General features: G+C 39.4%; 15 protein-coding genes. 4 read left to right on the forward strand and 11 right to left on the reverse strand.

The genetic code is table 11. From position 1 onward, the window contains the following. Positions 1–111: 111 nt before the first annotated feature. The 8 genes from D2V08_RS10770 to D2V08_RS10805 all read right to left on the reverse strand — a co-directional run bounded on the left by D2V08_RS10770 (position 112) and on the right by D2V08_RS10805 (position 11,351). Positions 112–1,008 (reverse strand): DUF4249 family protein, encoded by an 897-nt coding sequence (locus tag D2V08_RS10770; protein WP_119608167.1) that lies wholly within the window; start codon positions 1,006–1,008, stop codon positions 112–114. Positions 1,009–1,012: 4 nt separating this feature from the next. Continuing rightward, positions 1,013–3,412 (reverse strand): TonB-dependent receptor, encoded by a 2,400-nt coding sequence (locus D2V08_RS10775; protein WP_119608379.1) that lies wholly within the window; start codon positions 3,410–3,412, stop codon positions 1,013–1,015. A gap of 150 nt (positions 3,413–3,562) precedes the next feature. Continuing rightward, positions 3,563–5,782: an NADP-dependent isocitrate dehydrogenase gene (locus tag D2V08_RS10780; RefSeq protein ID WP_119608168.1), complete on the reverse strand. Its 2,220-nt coding sequence runs from the start codon at positions 5,780–5,782 to the stop codon at positions 3,563–3,565. Between the two features lie 621 nt (positions 5,783–6,403). Continuing rightward, positions 6,404–6,754, reverse strand: coding sequence for a 50S ribosomal protein L19 (gene rplS, locus D2V08_RS10785; RefSeq protein ID WP_014031354.1), 351 nt, complete (start codon positions 6,752–6,754; stop codon positions 6,404–6,406). Positions 6,755–6,886: 132 nt separating this feature from the next. Continuing rightward, on the reverse strand, positions 6,887–7,564 hold the full coding sequence (trmD, locus tag D2V08_RS10790; protein ID WP_119608380.1) for a tRNA (guanosine(37)-N1)-methyltransferase TrmD: 678 nt from the start codon (positions 7,562–7,564) through the stop codon (positions 6,887–6,889). 96 nt (positions 7,565–7,660) lie between these two features. Beyond that, entirely contained in the window at positions 7,661–8,266 is a 606-nt protein-coding gene (locus D2V08_RS10795; RefSeq protein ID WP_119608169.1) for a tRNA (guanine-N1)-methyltransferase, read from the reverse strand. A 107-nt stretch (positions 8,267–8,373) separates the two neighbouring features. Then, a complete protein-coding gene (locus D2V08_RS10800) occupies positions 8,374–9,822 on the reverse strand; it encodes a glyceraldehyde-3-phosphate dehydrogenase (RefSeq protein ID WP_119608170.1) in 1,449 nt (482 codons plus the stop codon). A 128-nt stretch (positions 9,823–9,950) separates the two neighbouring features. Beyond that, complete coding sequence (locus tag D2V08_RS10805; protein WP_119608171.1) at positions 9,951–11,351, reverse strand: S1C family serine protease; 1,401 nt, start codon at positions 11,349–11,351, stop codon at positions 9,951–9,953. Between the two features lie 134 nt (positions 11,352–11,485). On the opposite strand from D2V08_RS10805, the gene dapF reads away from it, so the two are divergent. From dapF to D2V08_RS10825, 4 genes are all read left to right on the forward strand, one after another. Then, a complete protein-coding gene (gene dapF / locus D2V08_RS10810) occupies positions 11,486–12,268 on the forward strand; it encodes a diaminopimelate epimerase (protein ID WP_119608172.1) in 783 nt (260 codons plus the stop codon). Beyond that, complete coding sequence (locus tag D2V08_RS10815) at positions 12,256–12,789, forward strand: GNAT family N-acetyltransferase (RefSeq protein WP_119608173.1); 534 nt, start codon at positions 12,256–12,258, stop codon at positions 12,787–12,789. The genes dapF and D2V08_RS10815 overlap by 13 nt, the downstream gene beginning before the upstream one ends. Then, entirely contained in the window at positions 12,779–13,822 is a 1,044-nt protein-coding gene (mltG, locus tag D2V08_RS10820; protein WP_119608174.1) for an endolytic transglycosylase MltG, read from the forward strand. The genes D2V08_RS10815 and mltG overlap by 11 nt, the downstream gene beginning before the upstream one ends. A gap of 159 nt (positions 13,823–13,981) precedes the next feature. Further along, positions 13,982–14,626: a hypothetical protein gene (locus D2V08_RS10825; protein WP_119608381.1), complete on the forward strand. Its 645-nt coding sequence runs from the start codon at positions 13,982–13,984 to the stop codon at positions 14,624–14,626. A 26-nt stretch (positions 14,627–14,652) separates the two neighbouring features. On the opposite strand, the gene D2V08_RS10830 is transcribed toward D2V08_RS10825, so the two are convergent. Genes D2V08_RS10830 through dnaA form a run of 3 tightly spaced genes read right to left on the reverse strand, consistent with a single transcriptional unit; the run spans position 14,653 to position 17,299 of the window. Next, complete coding sequence (locus D2V08_RS10830) at positions 14,653–15,399, reverse strand: SAM-dependent methyltransferase (RefSeq protein ID WP_119608175.1); 747 nt, start codon at positions 15,397–15,399, stop codon at positions 14,653–14,655. 4 nt (positions 15,400–15,403) lie between these two features. Next, on the reverse strand, positions 15,404–15,856 hold the full coding sequence (locus D2V08_RS10835; protein WP_119608176.1) for a low molecular weight protein-tyrosine-phosphatase: 453 nt from the start codon (positions 15,854–15,856) through the stop codon (positions 15,404–15,406). An 18-nt stretch (positions 15,857–15,874) separates the two neighbouring features. After that, entirely contained in the window at positions 15,875–17,299 is a 1,425-nt protein-coding gene (gene dnaA / locus D2V08_RS10840; protein WP_100818540.1) for a chromosomal replication initiator protein DnaA, read from the reverse strand. Between the last annotated feature and the right edge of the window lie 30 nt (positions 17,300–17,329).

Raw genomic sequence — 17,329 nt, forward strand, 5'->3', positions numbered from 1 at the left:
TATCCATTCCATGATAAATGTTGTGTCAATTAAGTTGACTACAATACCGTATGGATTGATTCAGAGAACTGTACTGATTTTTTTTACAAGTTGTTTTTTCTCAAAGAAAAACTAATCAGTAATGGTTAAAGTTCTAGAAAACTCCTGAACTACGGCAAAATACCCTAGTGCATAATCGTTGGGGCTCTCGACATTATCTAAAACAGTAATATTATCAAGATCTGTAACATCAAAAACATTGCCACGGACAGTTGCAACTGGTGTTTGGAAAACCCCACCGTTGTTTTGAGTTTGTTCCAATACCAAATCCATATAATTATAGAAATCCTCATCAGCTCCCAAGATACTTACAGTGACATCTTGCCCAATCTCCAATTTGTCATCATAGAAATAGGAAAACTCAAATTGTTGTCCTTGAAAAAATTCATCTTCTACGGTTTGAAACTCACTGTTCATAAAATCAAACACGTAAAAATTGTCTTGCTCTCCATCATCTGTAAATGTTACGATAATTTCTGTTTCCTCTTCATCAAAAAGGGTACCGTCTCCTTGTTCCAAATTATCTAAAGGAACTGTTGGCGCATATTCGGTTTGGGCAAAGTATCGTTTTTCTTTATGGGTAGCCTGTAAAACAAAAACGACACCAGGTTCTACTGCAGAAGTACGTATTCGTTGGTCCGAAGAAAAATTTGGATCAGGGACATAAACTCCAGTTCCCGGTGCTTCCTCGACAAGATGTGAGAAGGACAGACTTTCAAATAATCCACTATCATTAAGTACACCATAATTAATCACGGCATTTTCGACTTGAGTGGGTTGGTTTTCATCAAAAAATACGCTTGTTTCTCGCATGGTAATCCTAACACCCACAAACTCCTCGCTTTTATCCACCCGTAAGAGCCCGTCCACAACCAATCTAGTTTCTACTTCGGGTAGATTCACGTCAACTACATCTTCACAAGAAGTAATTACGGTAAAAGTCAATATGTAAATCAGTAGTTTTTTCATGCCACTAAAACTTAAAGTTGTAGGTTACGGATGGGATTATTCCAAATATGGAGGTGCGAATCGCTTCGTTTCTTCCCGTGTCCTCATTTTCCCTAAAATTAATAGATGCCGCATTTTTACGGCTATAAAGGTTGTAAATACTAAATACCCATTCTGATTGTATTTTTTTGCGACGATTTCTTTTGGGAGTCAATATAGCAGAGATATCCAACCGATGGTAATCTGGCAACCGTTCCTTGTTTCGTAATCCGTAATAAGGGACGTTGACACCTTCGAATTCAAACTGTCCAACAGGGTAATTGGTAGGTTGCCCCGTTTGATAAATGAAATTTGCATTGAAATTCCATTTATCATTAAGATCAAAACTACCATATAAAGAAAGGTCGTGAGTTTTATCGTAAGGCGTGCTGTACCAATCCCCTAGATTTATACCTGTTTCTAGGTTTGATCGCCCGGAATCAATATTTAGATCCCTTCCAGGTGTTCTTTGTTCCGATCTTGATAGCGTGTACGCCAGCCAACCTTTAAAGCGACCCGTATTTTTTCTAATCAAAAATTCCAATCCATAGGCCCTTGCTTGACCATTTAATATGACCCTTTCAATGGCATTATTGGCAATGAGGTTGGCGCCGTCGATATAATCTATTCTATTTTGAATGTCTTTGTAAAAGGCTTCGGTTTCTAAGCTATATGCCCCATCTTTTATGTTTCTAAAATATCCTATGGCAAACTGATCTAATAATTGAGGTTCTACAAAAGGTCCGCTAGGTGTCCATACGTCCAAGGGAGTAGGGGAGCTGGTGTTGGATAGCAAGTGTAGGTATTGCGCTAATCGGGTGTAACTTGCTTTGATGGAATTATTCTCTTTAAAATTGTATGACACGGAAATCCTAGGTTCTAAATTAACGAAGGATTTGAGGGTTTCACTTCTACTAGAGCTTATGGAATCTATGGGTTCCGCTTCGCGATAGACCAAGGTGAACGGGTCAAATTCAACTGGGTTATTGTTTTCGTAAACATAGAGTTCATCTTGCCCGAAACGATTAAATTGACTCACTCTTAGACCGTATTCAATACTTAGGTTTTCGGATATCTGGTGTTCAACGTCAACATAAGCGGCATTTTCGTTAGCATATTTTTTGGTGAGTTGTTCCTCTACAATGCCAGAATCGGAACTGTTGGGAACTATTTTACCGGGATTGAACACATAATAGATGCTGTTTATCCCGTAATTCAACTGAAACTTATCGTTTAGGTAATGTTTTAAATCGTATTTAAGGTTAAAGTTCTGTATTCCCGAATTCCACTCAAATCCTACAAAATCGAGTTCTAAACCGTAGTAGTAATCCGAATAGATAAGGGAAAGGTTGGAAAAAAGTTTGTCCGAAAAAAGATGGTTCCATCTAAAATTTCCTACCGCATTGCCATAAACATTCACAAACCTATCGCTAACATTAAAGAGGTCTCTTCCAAAATAGCCAGATAGAAAGATACTATTGTTTTCGTTGATTTTATGGTTGATTTTGGTGTTTAAATCATAGAAGTAGGCTTTATTGTTCACATCGAACAGTGGTAAAAACAAATGAGCATAGGAGGCTCTTCCACCTATTAAGAATGCGGTTCTATCTTTCTGGATTGGTCCTTCAACAAGTAACCTGCTGGCAACGGCTCCAATACCTCCACTTACCTTTACGTCTTTGCTGTTACCCTCTTTTTGAAAGATTTCAAGTACAGAGGAAACTCTTCCACCATATCTCGCAGGAATACCGCCTTTAAATAGTTTGACATCTTTTATGGCATCGGGATTAAAAACCGAAAAGAAACCGAATAGGTGAGAGGAGTTAAATACAGTGGCCTCATCCAAAAGAATTAGATTCTGGTCTGCTGCTCCGCCCCTCACATTGAATCCAGAGGATGCCTCTCCTGCACTGGTAACTCCAGGTAACAGAATAAGAGATTTTATAACATCCGCTTCCCCGAGTACCACAGGAATTTGTTTGATGGTTTTTGCGGCTAGAGAGGTCACACTCATTTGGGGTTTTCGAATATCCAAACGTTCTACATCTTCTGTTACAACCACTTCTTGGAGCTCTTCTGCCTGCTCAATAAGATTAAAATCTTGCTTAAGATTTTTGTTCAGGTTGATTGTTCTTACTACTTCTTGAAAACCTAAATAGGTCACAACCACTTGATATTGACCTTCGGGCAGTGTGATGGAATAAAATCCATATTCGTTTGTAGTGGTCCCCGTTTTAAGCTCCGATATGGCAATGGTAACACCAATTAGAGATTCATTACTGGTTGCCTCTGAGACAGTACCGCTCAAAGTAAACTTTTGCTGGGCATGAAGCATAAAAAAATGCCCAAACAGGGCGAGCAGTATTGCAAGATAATGTCTGGACATTTGACTGGTTTTTTTAAAAATACGCATTTATGGACAACGGAAAAAATGAAAAGCGGATGCTAGTTTGAATTTTAACAATTGAATCTAAAAAAACAAAAGGCGGTCAAATCAACGACCGCCTTTTATTAAGTTATTTATGTTTGTTATTGATTATCCAATGGAACTCAAAATGTTATTCAAAGTTTCACTGGGTCGCATGGCTTTGGAAGCCATCTCTGGATTTGGAAGATAGTAACCCCCAATATCAACAGGTGAACCCTGGGCGTCAATTAGTTCTTGTGCAATTTTCTCTTCGTTTGAGGAAAGTTCTTTGTGCACTTTACTAAAAATTGATTTCAACTCTTCATCCTTTTCTTGTTTAGCCAATTGCTCCGCCCAGTAAAGCGATAAGTAGAAGTGACTGCCTCTTGTATCTAGTTCGTTAACTTTTCTAGATGGGGACCTATCCTGATTCAAGAACTCTTCGGTTGCTTTGTCCAACGCATCGGCAAGCACTTGGGCTTTCGCGTTTTTATTCTTTTCTCCGAAGAATTCCAAGGAAACTGCCAATGCCAAGAATTCACCAAGGGAATCCCATCTTAAGTGACCTTCTTCCAAAAATTGCTCAACGTGTTTTGGAGCAGAACCTCCAGCACCAGTCTCGAACAACCCTCCACCGTTCATCAATGGAACAATGGATAGCATTTTGGCACTGGTACCGACTTCCAGAATAGGGAAGAGGTCGGTCAAGTAGTCTCTTAATACGTTACCCGATACGGAAATGGTATCTTTTCCTTCCTTCATTCGCTTTAAAGTGAACTTTGTAGCTTCCGTAGGAGAAAGGATTCTAATATCCAATCCGTCGGTATTGTGATCTTTTAGATAAAGATTTACTTTTTTGATCAATTCAGCATCATGCGCTCTTTCTTCGTCCAACCAGAAAACAGCAGGGGTACCTGTAGCCCTGGCACGTGATACGGCCAATTTTACCCAATCCTGAACGGGAGCATCCTTTACTTGGCACATTCTCCAGATATCGCCTTCTTCTACAGCGTGCTCGATTAAAGTTTCACCTGAAGCATTGACTACTTTTACTGTTCCTGCTTTCTCAATTTCGAATGTTTTGTCATGAGAACCATATTCTTCGGCCTTTTGTGCCATCAAACCTACATTGGGAACTGTTCCCATGGTTTTTGGATCAAAAGCCCCGTTTTCTTTACAAAAATCAATGGTCGCCTGATATACTCCGGCATAACTACTGTCAGGAATAATGGCCTTGGTATCTTGAAGCTCTCCATTCTTGTCCCACATTTTACCAGAATTTCTGATCATGGCAGGCATGGAAGCATCGATAATTACGTCACTGGGCACATGAAGGTTGGTAATTCCCTTGTCGGAGTTTACCATGGCCAAATCGGGTCCATTTTCGATACTTGCCTTTATGGCTCCTACAATTTCTTTATGTTGATCTTCGGGTAGTTCCCCGATTTTGTCCAATAATGTTTCGAGACCATTGTTTGGGTTGATTCCCAACTTTTCAAAAGTATCTCCGTAGTTTTTAAACAATTCTGAGAAATAAACTTCCAATGCATGCCCAAAAATGATAGGGTCGGAAACCTTCATCATGGTAGCCTTAAAGTGCAATGAAAGCAATATGTTGTTCTCTCTGGCATCGGCGATTTCCTTGGTCAAGAAATCAACCAAAGCTTTTTTGCTCATCACCGTAGCATCGATTACCTCTCCTTTTAAAAGAGAGAGTTTATCTTTTAACACGGTTGTACTTCCATCTGCGCCTACCAACTCAATTCGAATCTCCTCCGCATTGGGCATGGTAATAGATTGTTCGTTGGCCTTGAAGTCTCCGTGTGACATGGTGGCCACATGGGTTTTGGAGTCCGAAGACCATTCGCCCATGGTATGTGGGTGTGCTTTAGCGTAATTTTTAACGGCTTTTGGAGCACGTCTGTCGGAATTTCCTTCTCGGAGTACTGGGTTTACGGCACTTCCTTTTATTTTGTCGTATTTGGCCTTAATGACTTTTTCTTCATCTGTTTTTGGCTCATCCGGGTAATCGGGAAGGTTATATCCTTTTTTTTGTAATTCCTCAATGGCTTCTTTTAACTGTGGAATGGAAGCACTGATATTTGGAAGTTTTATAATGTTAGCCTCGGGAGTTTTTGCCAATTCGCCTAAAATGGACAGGTCGTCCGGAACTTGCTGCTCTTTGGTCAATAATTCCGGAAACACGGCTGCAATTCTACCGGCCAAAGAAATGTCCTTGGTCTCTACGGTAATATTGGCGGTTTCGGTAAATGATTTAACAATGGGTAAGAAGGATAAGGTTGCTAAGGCAGGAGCCTCATCTGTTTTGGTATAATAAAGTTTAGCCATTTATATGTATTTGTTTGAGCGGTAGCAAATATACGATTTATGGACGGTGAAGGACGAATGGAAGTTGCTAAAAGTGTAGGCTTTTAATGAGAATTTGTTAAAAAACAAAAGCCATATCCTCGATTTAACGAAGGATATGGCTTTCAGATAGGACTTAAGACTTGCTCTGTTTTACCAAAACTGCAACCTATTCGATTGCGCCTCATGTCCCTTCGACGTTTGCTCTGCTATGTTCTTAATTTTTCAACTAAACTACATTATGCAAAGTGTACTGTTGTATTCCTAAACTTTATCAAAATGAAAAATTGCTCTTTCATTCGCACATAAAATTTATTATTTCTCTTTAGGTCTTGCCTAAGCTCCTCCCAAATTGAAATTCCTTTTGTGATCAGTAGTGTTACCAATTAAAAGGGAATCCACAGTTTTAAAGAACGTCAACTTTAAATCGATATAACCGTGATGGTATCACTATCATATCTTTTACAAAAGTAGACTGAAAAACTAAGTTTTACAACTTTTTAAGGCATTAAGAATCAACATGATATGAACCGAGGTTATTAACAATTGTTCATAAAAAAAGCACCCATATTAGGTGCTTTTTCTCGTTGTATGGAATATTAATTATCCCTTAACTTCTTTAATACGGGCCTTTTTACCGGTAAGACCTCTAAAGTAGAAGATTCTAGATCTACGTACTTTACCTTTTTTGTTTACTTCAACTCTTTGCAAAGCTGGCATGTTTACTGGGAAAATTCTTTCCACACCTACAGTACCTGACATCTTGCGAATGGTAAAAGTTTCTGTTGCACCGCTACCTCTACGCTGTATCACTACACCTTTAAAGAACTGGGTACGTGTTTTTTCACCTTCCTTAATTTCGTAATAAACAGTGATGGTATCACCAGCTGAAAATTTTGGAAATTCTTTTTTTGGAACAAATTCGTCTTCAACAAATTTTATTAAGGATTCCATTTGTGTTTTTTTTAATGTTTTTTCAAGACCAACTTTCACGGATTTCGTCAGAGGTTGATTTTGAGATTGCAAAAGTAATGCAATATTTAGAAATAGCAAGTGGTTTTTTACGTTTTTGAATTTTGTTTCGCTTTATTCTTCAAGAAGATCTGGTCTTCTCTGCTTAGTTCGCTCCAAAGCTTTTTGTTCCCGCCATTTTTCAATTTCCGGAAAGTTGCCGCTCAGCAAGATTTTGGGCACTTCCATTCCCTTGTATTCTGAAGGACGGGTATACACGGGCGGAGCCAATAAATTATCCTGAAACGTATCGGTCAGGGCGGAGGTCTCATCATTTAAGACTCCCGGCAACAAACGAATTACGGCATCACACAAAATGGCTGCTGCCAATTCGCCGCCTGACAATACATAATCACCGATGGAAATCTCACGAGTAATGAACATATCCCTTACTCGTTGGTCCACACCCTTATAATGGCCACATAACACAATGATATTCTTTTTCATGGAAATCTCATTGGCCATTCCCTGATTCAGTGTGTTGCCATCTGGGGTCATGTAGATTACTTCGTCGTACTCCCGTTCCGATTTGAGTTGGGAGATGCATTTATCAATGGGCTCTACCATCATAACCATGCCGGCACCACCTCCAAATTGATAATCATCCACTTGTTTGTAGTTTCCTATGGAATAATCCCTCAAATTGTGAAGATGTACCTCGACCAACCCTTTCTCTATAGCTCTTTTTAAAATCGAGGCTTCAAAAGGACTTTTTAAAAGTTCGGGAAGTACCGTAATAATGTCAATCCGCATGGACATTGTTGCTTGAAATTAATTCGCAGCAAAAGTAATGAAAGCTATCAATAACTAAGACATAAAAAAAGGCTTCCTAAAAGGAAGCCTTGATTCTTATTTTTTCTGTTTGTTCAACTCGTCCTGAAGTTGGCGACTAATCTTCTGCTCGCGCTCCAAAGCACGTCGCCTGTGGTTTTGATATTCTTCCTCTAAATCAGCAAGTGCAGATTTAGCTTGTTGCGTCAAGAAATTACTGTTTCTAAATCGGTATATAAAGAATAGTAATAACAACAATAACCCAAATATGATGGACCACAAGATAAAATTGTACGTCCCTTTACTGATCAATGCTCCAAAAAACGAAATACTGTCCTTTTCTTCTGTAACAGCGTTCAGGTTATTGGTGGTTTCCTGTAACTTGTTATTAAGATCTTCTATTTCGGCATTATTGGCAGAAATGGTCGAAGTAAGGTCTTTGATATTTTTATTGGCCGTATCAAGGGAATCAAAGATGTTGTTTTTGGTTTCATACAAATCCGATAACTTGATTACCTCATAACGGATACCATTGGCACGATAGTTCCCCGACTTTCTCTCCAATTCTTCAAATTGCCCCCTTAGGGTATTGTCCTCCTCATTGGCGGACTCATCTTCTTGAGCATGGATTAAGAAGGTTGGGATAAGTAAGGCTAAGGCGAATAAAATGCGTAAATGCTTCATGTTCAATAATGTTCTCGTATTAAATTTAGATTAAGGGCGGGACGAAATTACATCAATATACCCAATTTCAAAAAAAGAAATGGGGTCTTTGAACAAATTGCCATCCTCTAATAATACGTATAACGCCTAACTTTTGCGATATATTTCGCCAAACGGATAACTTGATGGGAATACCCATACTCGTTATCATACCAAATATAAAGCACTACATTTTTACCGCCGGGGGCAACTATGGTTGCTTTACTGTCATAAATAGATGGTGCTGTTGTCCCTACAATATCCGAAGAAACCAGTTCATTGCTCAAAGCATATTTGATTTGTTCCACCAAATCACCTTCCAATGCATATTTCTTAATTATGGTGTCAATACTTTCTTTTGATGTCTTGTTCTTCACTTCTAAATTAAGGATGGCCAAAGACCCATTGGGCACGGGCACCCGAATCGCATTTGAGGTCAATTTACCCTTTAAAGATGGAAGTGCCTTGGCAACGGCAGAACCGGCCCCTGTTTCGGTAATTACCATATTGAGTGCCGCAGCACGGCCGCGGCGATACTTTTTGTGCATGTTGTCCACCAAATTTTGGTCATTGGTATATGCATGTATGGTTTCCAAATGTCCTTTTTTGATTCCCAAGGAATCTTCGATTACCTTTAAAATTGGAGTAATGGCATTGGTAGTGCACGAAGCCGCAGAATAAATATTGGTTTTATCTGGGTCAAAGTCAGTGTGATTTACCCCGTGTACAATGTTTGGCACTTCTTTACCGGGTGCGGTCAGCAATACCTTGCTCGCTCCTTTGGATTTTAAATGTCTGGATAATGCTGTATTGTCTCTATAAGCTCCAGTGTTATCAATGATCAAGGCGTTCTGAATACCGTGTTTGGTATAATCGATATCCTCCGGTTGGTTTGCACTGACAAACTTTACAGTGGTTCCATTGATTACAAGCGCATTTTTTGATTCATCAACATCTACAGTTCCTGTAAAAGGCCCGTGTACGGAATCGGTTTTCAGGAGTGCAGCTCTTTTTTCGAGGACTTCCCGGTTCAATTCACCACGGATTACAATTGCCCGCAATCGTAGCTGACTGCCACGACCTGTTTTTGCCATAAGTTCACGGGCTACCAAACGACCAATACGGCCAAAACCGTAAAGCACTACATCTTTTGGTTTTATGGGTTTGGATGATTGGGCATCCTTTAGCTTGTCGATAACAAAAGCTTTTACATTAAGGTGGGAGTTCTGACTGGAATTATATTCGTAGGTCAATTTGCCTATGTCCAGCTTGGCGGGAGGGAGGTTGATATCGTTAATGGCCCTTAAAATCTCAACAGAATCAAAAATGGACATGGGTTTTTGTACAAATTCTCCTGCGTACTCGTGCAGGTTAATGATATCGCTTACATTTTTATCGATTATTTGGTTTTTGAACAAGACAACTTCAATGGCTTTGTCGTACCAAAGGTCACTAATGATTTTTATGAATTCTGTGGTTGCTTTTCGTCTGTCTGCCTGAAAGGCAAGCTCTTTTTCGTAAGATGAAATGTCACTCATGGGCTATGGTTGCGATTGTATAGTTTATTTTTGCGGCTAAATTATATATTTCAAACGTTTTCGTAAAACTTATTGGCAATAAAAAAAGCGTCTTATAACAGACGCTTTTTAAGTGTTTTTTCAGCACCTTACTGAAGTATCATATGTTCTTTTTCACCATTTTCATTGATCATGGTGAAGCTGGTTCTACCATATCTAGAGATTTCAGCAAAATATTTTTTGGCATCATTGATATTACCAATTTCATTCCCATCAACTTCAATAATAACTTTATTTTTTAAGTCATACCTTCCATATCCTTGGGGAACATCAGTGATTTTAACCCCTTTGGAAACTCCAAACTTCTTAATATCTTCTTTCGTTAAGTTTTTTACCCTAAAAGATGTTGCAGGAAGAATAACACTGTTTTGTTTTTTCAAGGTTACATTTTTCACCAAGCTTTTTCCATCTCGATCCAAGGTTAACTCCACAACATCACCTGGTCTTTTTGCGGAAAGATAGCCTGTTAGTTCGGAGAATTTTTGAATATCGATGTTATCTATTTTTTTGATTACATCGCCTTCCATCAAACCAGCATCGTCAGCACCGGACTCTTCTTCTACACCAGCAATGTATACCCCTTCGAGCTGGTCCAAGCCCATTTCAATAGCGGCTTGGGATTTGGTGTTGGCCGCAGAAATACCTAAAAGTCCTTTTTGAACGTTGCCAAACTCCATAATATCTTCCACTACTTTTTTGGCAATATTGCTGGGCACTGCAAAGGCGTAACCTACATACGAACCAGTTTGCGAAGTAATGGCAGTATTGATACCGATAAGGTCACCATTCGTATTCACCAAAGCACCACCACTGTTACCGGGGTTTACAGCGGCATCTGTTTGTATAAAGGATTGTGTTCTTCTTGGAGAAAGTGATCTTGCTTTGGCACTCACAATACCTGCGGTTACGGTAGAAGTTAGGTTGAACGGATTCCCAACGGCGAGTACCCATTCACCAATTTTTGTATTATCGGAATCACCGAAAGCCAAGTAGGGCAGGGCATCGTCAGCATCGATCTTTAATAGCGCAATGTCGGTATCGGCATCGGTGCCAATAACCTCCGCTTCATACGTTTTGTTATTATTTAGGGTTACTTCCAATTGACTTGAATTGGCTATTACGTGATTGTTGGTCACAATATATCCGTCAGGGGAAATAATAACTCCAGATCCAGTTCCCACCTGCGGGGTTTGTTGGCGTTCATAACCATAAAAGAATTCAGCTATGCTGGATGGACCTCCTTTGCTGATGGTCATATTTTTTACGTGCACCACAGAATTCACCGTTTTTTCAGCTGCAAGCGTGAAATCAACTTCATTGATTCCGGCACCTCTGGCCGAAGTGTCCAAATTACTAGTGGTTATAAAGGGTGTTTCTTGTTCTGAAGTGACCCATTTATTGTTTTCTTTTTCAAAAAATAGTTTATAGGAACCTAGAGTAATGGCTCCAGCAAACAAGGCTACTATAAATAAATTGGCTATTTTCTTCATAATTCAATAATTATTTAACAATAAGCTATACCAAAATTAAAATATTTCAATTTTTGATCAGGTGGGTTTAACGCTGTTTTAACTCCAAAAAAAACCTTAAAGATTCCCATATATTTGTTCCTTTGTAGATAATTATGGAACTACAGTTTTTTAAATATCAAGGAACGGGAAACGATTTTGTAATTATTGACAATCGTCAGGATATATTTCCCAAAAATAATACCAAGCTTGTTGCAGAACTCTGCGATAGAAGATTTGGCATAGGTGCGGATGGATTGATACTTCTTGAAAATGACAATATGTCGGATTTCAAGATGGTATACTACAACGCTGACGGAGCTGAAAGCAGTATGTGTGGTAATGGAGGTCGTTGTTTGGTCGCTTTTGCCCATTATTTGGGTGTTGTGGAAAAAGAGACCATATTTAATGCGGTTGATGGTTTGCATTATGCCACGGTTGAAGAGAATATCGTTAATTTAAAGATGATTGATGTGGACAAAATCCACGAAAAGCAGAACCATAGCTTTTTGGATACGGGTTCGCCACATCATGTTCAGTTGGTAAAGGAACTGGAAAAGTTTGATGTACAAAAAGAAGGAAAGAAACTCCGCTACGGAATTTATGGTGAGTCTGGAAGCAATATCAATTTTGTAGAACAGACAAAGGACAATGCTTTCGATGTAAGAACCTACGAAAGGGGAGTGGAAGGAGAGACTTTCTCTTGTGGTACAGGTGTTACCGCGGTGGCTTTGGCCATGCACGAATCCGGTAAAACATCAGCCAACGAAGTACATATCCATACTATCGGGGGTGATTTGACCATTTCTTTTGAGAAAAAAGATGGAAAATACAGCAATATCTTTTTAAAAGGCCCAGCTATACAAGTATTTAAAGGAACAATAGAATGCTCAATCTAAAAGGAGAAAAAGTTTATCTGCGTGCCTTGGAACCCACCGATTTGGATTTTCTGTACAAATTGGAAAATGACACATCGGTTTGGGAAATAAGTGGTACGTTGAAACCCTACTCTAAAAAAGTATTACGGTTGTATTTGGATAATGCCCATAGGGATATATATGATGTAAAACAGTTGCGGCTTTGTATCAGTGATCATCAGCATAATTGTATAGGTTTGATAGATTTGTTCGATTTTGATCCCAAACACCGCAGGGCGGGCATCGGAGTCGTGATTGTTGAACCTGGGGATAGAAACAAAGGCGTCGGAGCAGAAGCTTTGTCACTTTTATGTGATTATGCTTTTTCCACCTTGGACCTGCATCAGTTATACGCCAATATTTTAGAAGATAATGAAGCGAGTATCCATTTGTTCCAAAAAATGGGTTTTGAGGAAATTGGTGTCAAAAAAGAATGGATAAGAACCAGTCAAGGGTTCAAGAACGAAATAATGTTTCAAAAGATCAACTCAAATGAATCTTAAAAAAATACTTTGGGCAACGGCCATTCTTGGGCTAGTGATTTGCGGTTTTATTGCCTATCAAATTTATAGTGCCATTTTCAGCCCCAATACACAGTTCAATAATGATGAAGCATTCGTATACATAGAATCGGATGCTACCTTTTCTGATGTTACAACTTCTTTGGAGCCGCTATTGAAAAATCTATCCACTTTTGAGGCGGTTGCCAAACGCAAAGGATACATTGCTAATATTAAAGCCGGAAAATACGCCTTAAAAAAGGGGATGAACAACAACGAGATTATCAATACGCTACGCAGTGCCAATATTCCCGTTCAGGTCTCATTTAACAATCAAGAATCTTTGGCCTTGCTGGCCGGTAGAATTGCCGAGCAGATTGAGGCCGATAGTCTATCCTTGCTTCAAACCTTTAATGATCCTAGCTTTTTGGAAGAAACCAAGTTTGATGATGACACTAAGTTGGCCATGTACATTCCCAACACCTATGAGTTCTTTTGGAATACCGATGCGGAGAGCTTTAGAGATAGGATGCGGACGGAATACGACCGTTTCTGGAACGATGAACGCATCCAAAAAGCCGAAAACCTGGGTCTTAGTCCAAACGAAGTCATTTCCTTGGCGGCAGTTGTTCAAAAAGAAACAGCCAAAGTAGATGAGCGTCCAAGAGTAGCTGGAGTCTATCTTAATAGAATTAGGAGGGGTATGTTGCTACAAGCCGACCCTACCGTGATTTATGCCATCAAAAAGGAAACAGGAAATTACGATACAATTATTAAAAGAGTCCTCTTCCGGGATTTGGAAATGGATTCCCCATACAACACCTATAAATATACAGGTGTTCCTCCAGGTCCGATTACGATGCCGGATATCTCATCCATTGATGCGGTTTTGAACCCAGAAAAACACGATTATTTATATTTCGTAGCTGATGTTTCCAACTTTGGATATCACATTTTTGCGAAGTCTTTAGCGCAACATAACCGAAATAAAGTGCAATATACCCGTTGGTTAAACCAACAAAAAGTCCTTCGATAAGGTTCTTTGTCGTTGATTTTCATCACTTTAACGGATTTTAAGGCTCATTTAAGAAATCTTTAAGAGCTTTAGGGTACCCATTAACTTATCTCCACCTATATTTGCCGGCCAATTTGATTTTTGATACGTATATGTATTGAGATCACAAATATGAACATTATGAAAAGATGGATAGGTTTTATACTGCATCTTGCCATGATTGTAGTTTTGACAAGTTTTGGTTCTTATACCGTAATGAAAAATGGGGATGTTGAAATTCCTGAATCATTGAAGGTAACAACCAATTTGGAATTCTTTGTACCGCAAGATTCCATCGCACTTCTTGACGAGGACGAGGTAACACCTCCTTTTCTGGGTAAAGCCTTTAATGGCTTTAAGGAAGCACTCGCTTTTAAAGAGTCCCAGGGTAAATATCATAGAGTAAACACATTGGGTTATTTGGGTAAATACCAGTTTGGTAGTAGTACCTTGCACCTTATGGGAGTTTACGACATGGATGATTTTTTGGAAAATCCAGAACTTCAGGAAAAGGCTTTTGAAGCCAATATTGCCCGTAATAAATGGATTTTAAGGAGAGATATAAAACGCTTCAACGGAAAAACTATTGGTGGTATTAAGGTAACGGAATCCGGTATTCTTGCTGCGGCTCATTTAGCTGGGGCTGGAAACGTAAAGAAGTATCTACGATCGTATGGACAAAACGATGTAACGGACGCTTATGGAAGTAGTATCTCATATTATATGAGTAAATTTTCGGGATACGATATTTCCAACATCGAACAGAAGAAAAATGCCAAAGTATAATTGGTAGGAGATTGTAAAAAAAGCCCCTAGAATTGGGGCTTTTTTTGTGCGTGAATAATATATATTGTGGGTCTTTTGTCCAAATCTATTTCAATTTCGCCCCACTCGTGAACACTTTTGGTTGAGATAAACTCGGTGGGTAAGGTAATATCGCAAGCGATACATAAGCGGGTCGACTTTTGTAGTGTTTTTAAAAGCTCTTTTACCAACTTGTTATTCCGATATGGTGTTTCCATAAAAATCTGGGATTGCCCTTTGTCGCGGGATAATCGCTCCAGAGCTTTTATCATTTTTTTTCGTTCGGAATTGTCTATGGGCAAGTAGCCATTGAAAGCAAAATTCTGACCATTCATGCCACTGCTCATCATGGCCATCAAAATAGAGGAGGGACCTACTAATGGAACCACTTGAATTCTTTTTTCATGGGCCACACGAACAACATCTGCTCCGGGGTCCGCAATTCCTGGGCAGCCTGCCTCAGACAACACACCAATATCAAATCCATGAATGCAAGGGTCTAAAAAAGAAGGTATTTCTTCTAGGTTGGTATATTTGTTCAAGGACTGTAAATGGAGCTCTGGCTGAGATTTGCTGGGACTCACTCGTTTAATAAAGCGTCTGGCCGTCTTCTCATTTTCTACAATGTAATGGTCGATTCGCTCTATGGTTCCCTTAACCGAAATAGGCAGCACCTCCAAAGGAGCATTGTCTCCCAAAGTTGTGGGAATCAGGTATATTTTGCCTACGACTAAACCAGGTTTTTCCTCTTCCATGGCCTTAATTTAGCTTTTTCGCAATTGCCCCACAAGCACTATCAATCATTTGATACACATTTTCAAAACCATCATTACCACCGTAATAGGGATCAGGTACTTCTCGGATGCCCAATTCAACCTCACTCAACAACAATTTAACTTTGCTAGCTTCCTCTTTGGTTTCCGCAAGACTCGCGATATCAGAAAAATTACTACGGTCCATTACATAAATATGATCAGACTCGGAAAAATCTTCCTTTGAAAACTTTCTGCACTTTTGATTTTCAATGCTTAGGCCATATTTACGGGCTACCGAAATAGAGCGTTTGTCGGGCGGATTGCCAATATGGTATCCAGCTGTACCAGCGGAATCCACAAAAACAGCATCGGAATTAACCTTGGATTGCAAAATGCCTTCGGCCAATGGTGATCTGCAAATGTTACCCAAGCAGACCATCAAAACTTTGGTTTTCATAAATGCTTTTGTGAAGTGTTAGGAGAACTTCTTGCTCAAATCCTCAATGTATTTTCTAAATTGCTTGTCTGTTTCAGCAAGGTTATCCACAGTTTTACAGGCATGAAGCACGGTAGCATGATCACGCTTGCCAATTTGAGACCCAATACTTGCAAGGGACGCCTTGGTGAATTTTTTTGCAAAGAACATGGCCAATTGTCTTGCTTGTACAATATGGCGTTTTCTTGTTTTGGATTGAAGCGTGGCCACATCCATCTCGAAGTAGTCGGAAACCACTTTTTGAATGTAATCGATGGATACTTCTCGCTTGGTATTTTTTACAAACTTTTCCACCACTTGTTGGGCCAACTCCAAAGTAACTTCGCGTTTATTGAAAGAGGATTGTGCTATCAATGAAATGATGGCGCCTTCCAATTCACGAATGTTGGTTTTAATATTTTTGGCTACGTGATCTATGATATCTTCTGGCATCTCAACCCCGTCGCGGTACAACTTATTCTTTAAGATGGATACACGAGTCTCATAATCTGGATTTTGCAATTCGGCCGATAGCCCCCATTTAAAACGGGATAGCAGACGTTGTTCAATGTCTTGCATATCCACAGGAGCCTTGTCCGATGTCAAAATTACTTGCTTGCCGTTTTGGTGCAAGTGGTTGAATATATGGAAGAATACATCTTGTGTTCCAGATTTACCCGATAGGAATTGTACATCGTCAATAATAAGTACATCTATCAATTGGTAAAAATGGATAAAATCGTTTCGGGTATTCTTTTTAACCGACTCAATATATTGTTGGGTAAATTTTTCCGCAGAAATATAGAGAACTGTTTTTTCCGGATACTTGTCTTTAATTTCAACTCCAATGGCATGGGCCAAGTGTGTTTTTCCTAAACCAACTCCACCAAAAACCAATAAAGGGTTAAAGGATGTTCCTCCTGGTTTGTTGGCTACGGCCATACCTGCCGACCTTGCCAATCGGTTGGAATCTCCTTCCAAGAAATTGTCAAAGTTATAGTTTGGATTTAACTGGGATTCGATTTTTATGTTTCGAATACCAGGAATCACAAATGGATTTTTTAGTTCGGGACTTTTGGAGGTAATCGGCACATCCAATTCCTGAGGTCCAACAGCAGTACGGTTGGAACTTGGAATTTGTTCCGTAAAAGGTTCCTTGTTTCCGTACTTGTTTTCCATTTTTATAACGTAGATAAGCTTTGCATTGCTACCCAACTCACGTGTCATGGCAACTTTTAAAAGCTTTACATAATGTTCTTCGAGCCATTCGTAGAAAAACTTGCTGGGTACTTGTATACTGAGTGCCTTATCAGTTAGTTTTATAGGTTTGATAGGTTCAAACCAGGTTTTGAATGCCTGCGGTTGGATGTTATCTTGGATAAAAGCCAAACAGTTGTTCCATACGGAATTAGCAGTAGCACTCATAGAAGTTTTTCCTTGTTTTAATGGTTAGCT

The sequence above is a fragment of the Flagellimonas lutimaris genome (assembly GCF_003581615.1).
GTDB lineage: Bacteria > Bacteroidota > Bacteroidia > Flavobacteriales > Flavobacteriaceae > Flagellimonas > Flagellimonas lutimaris.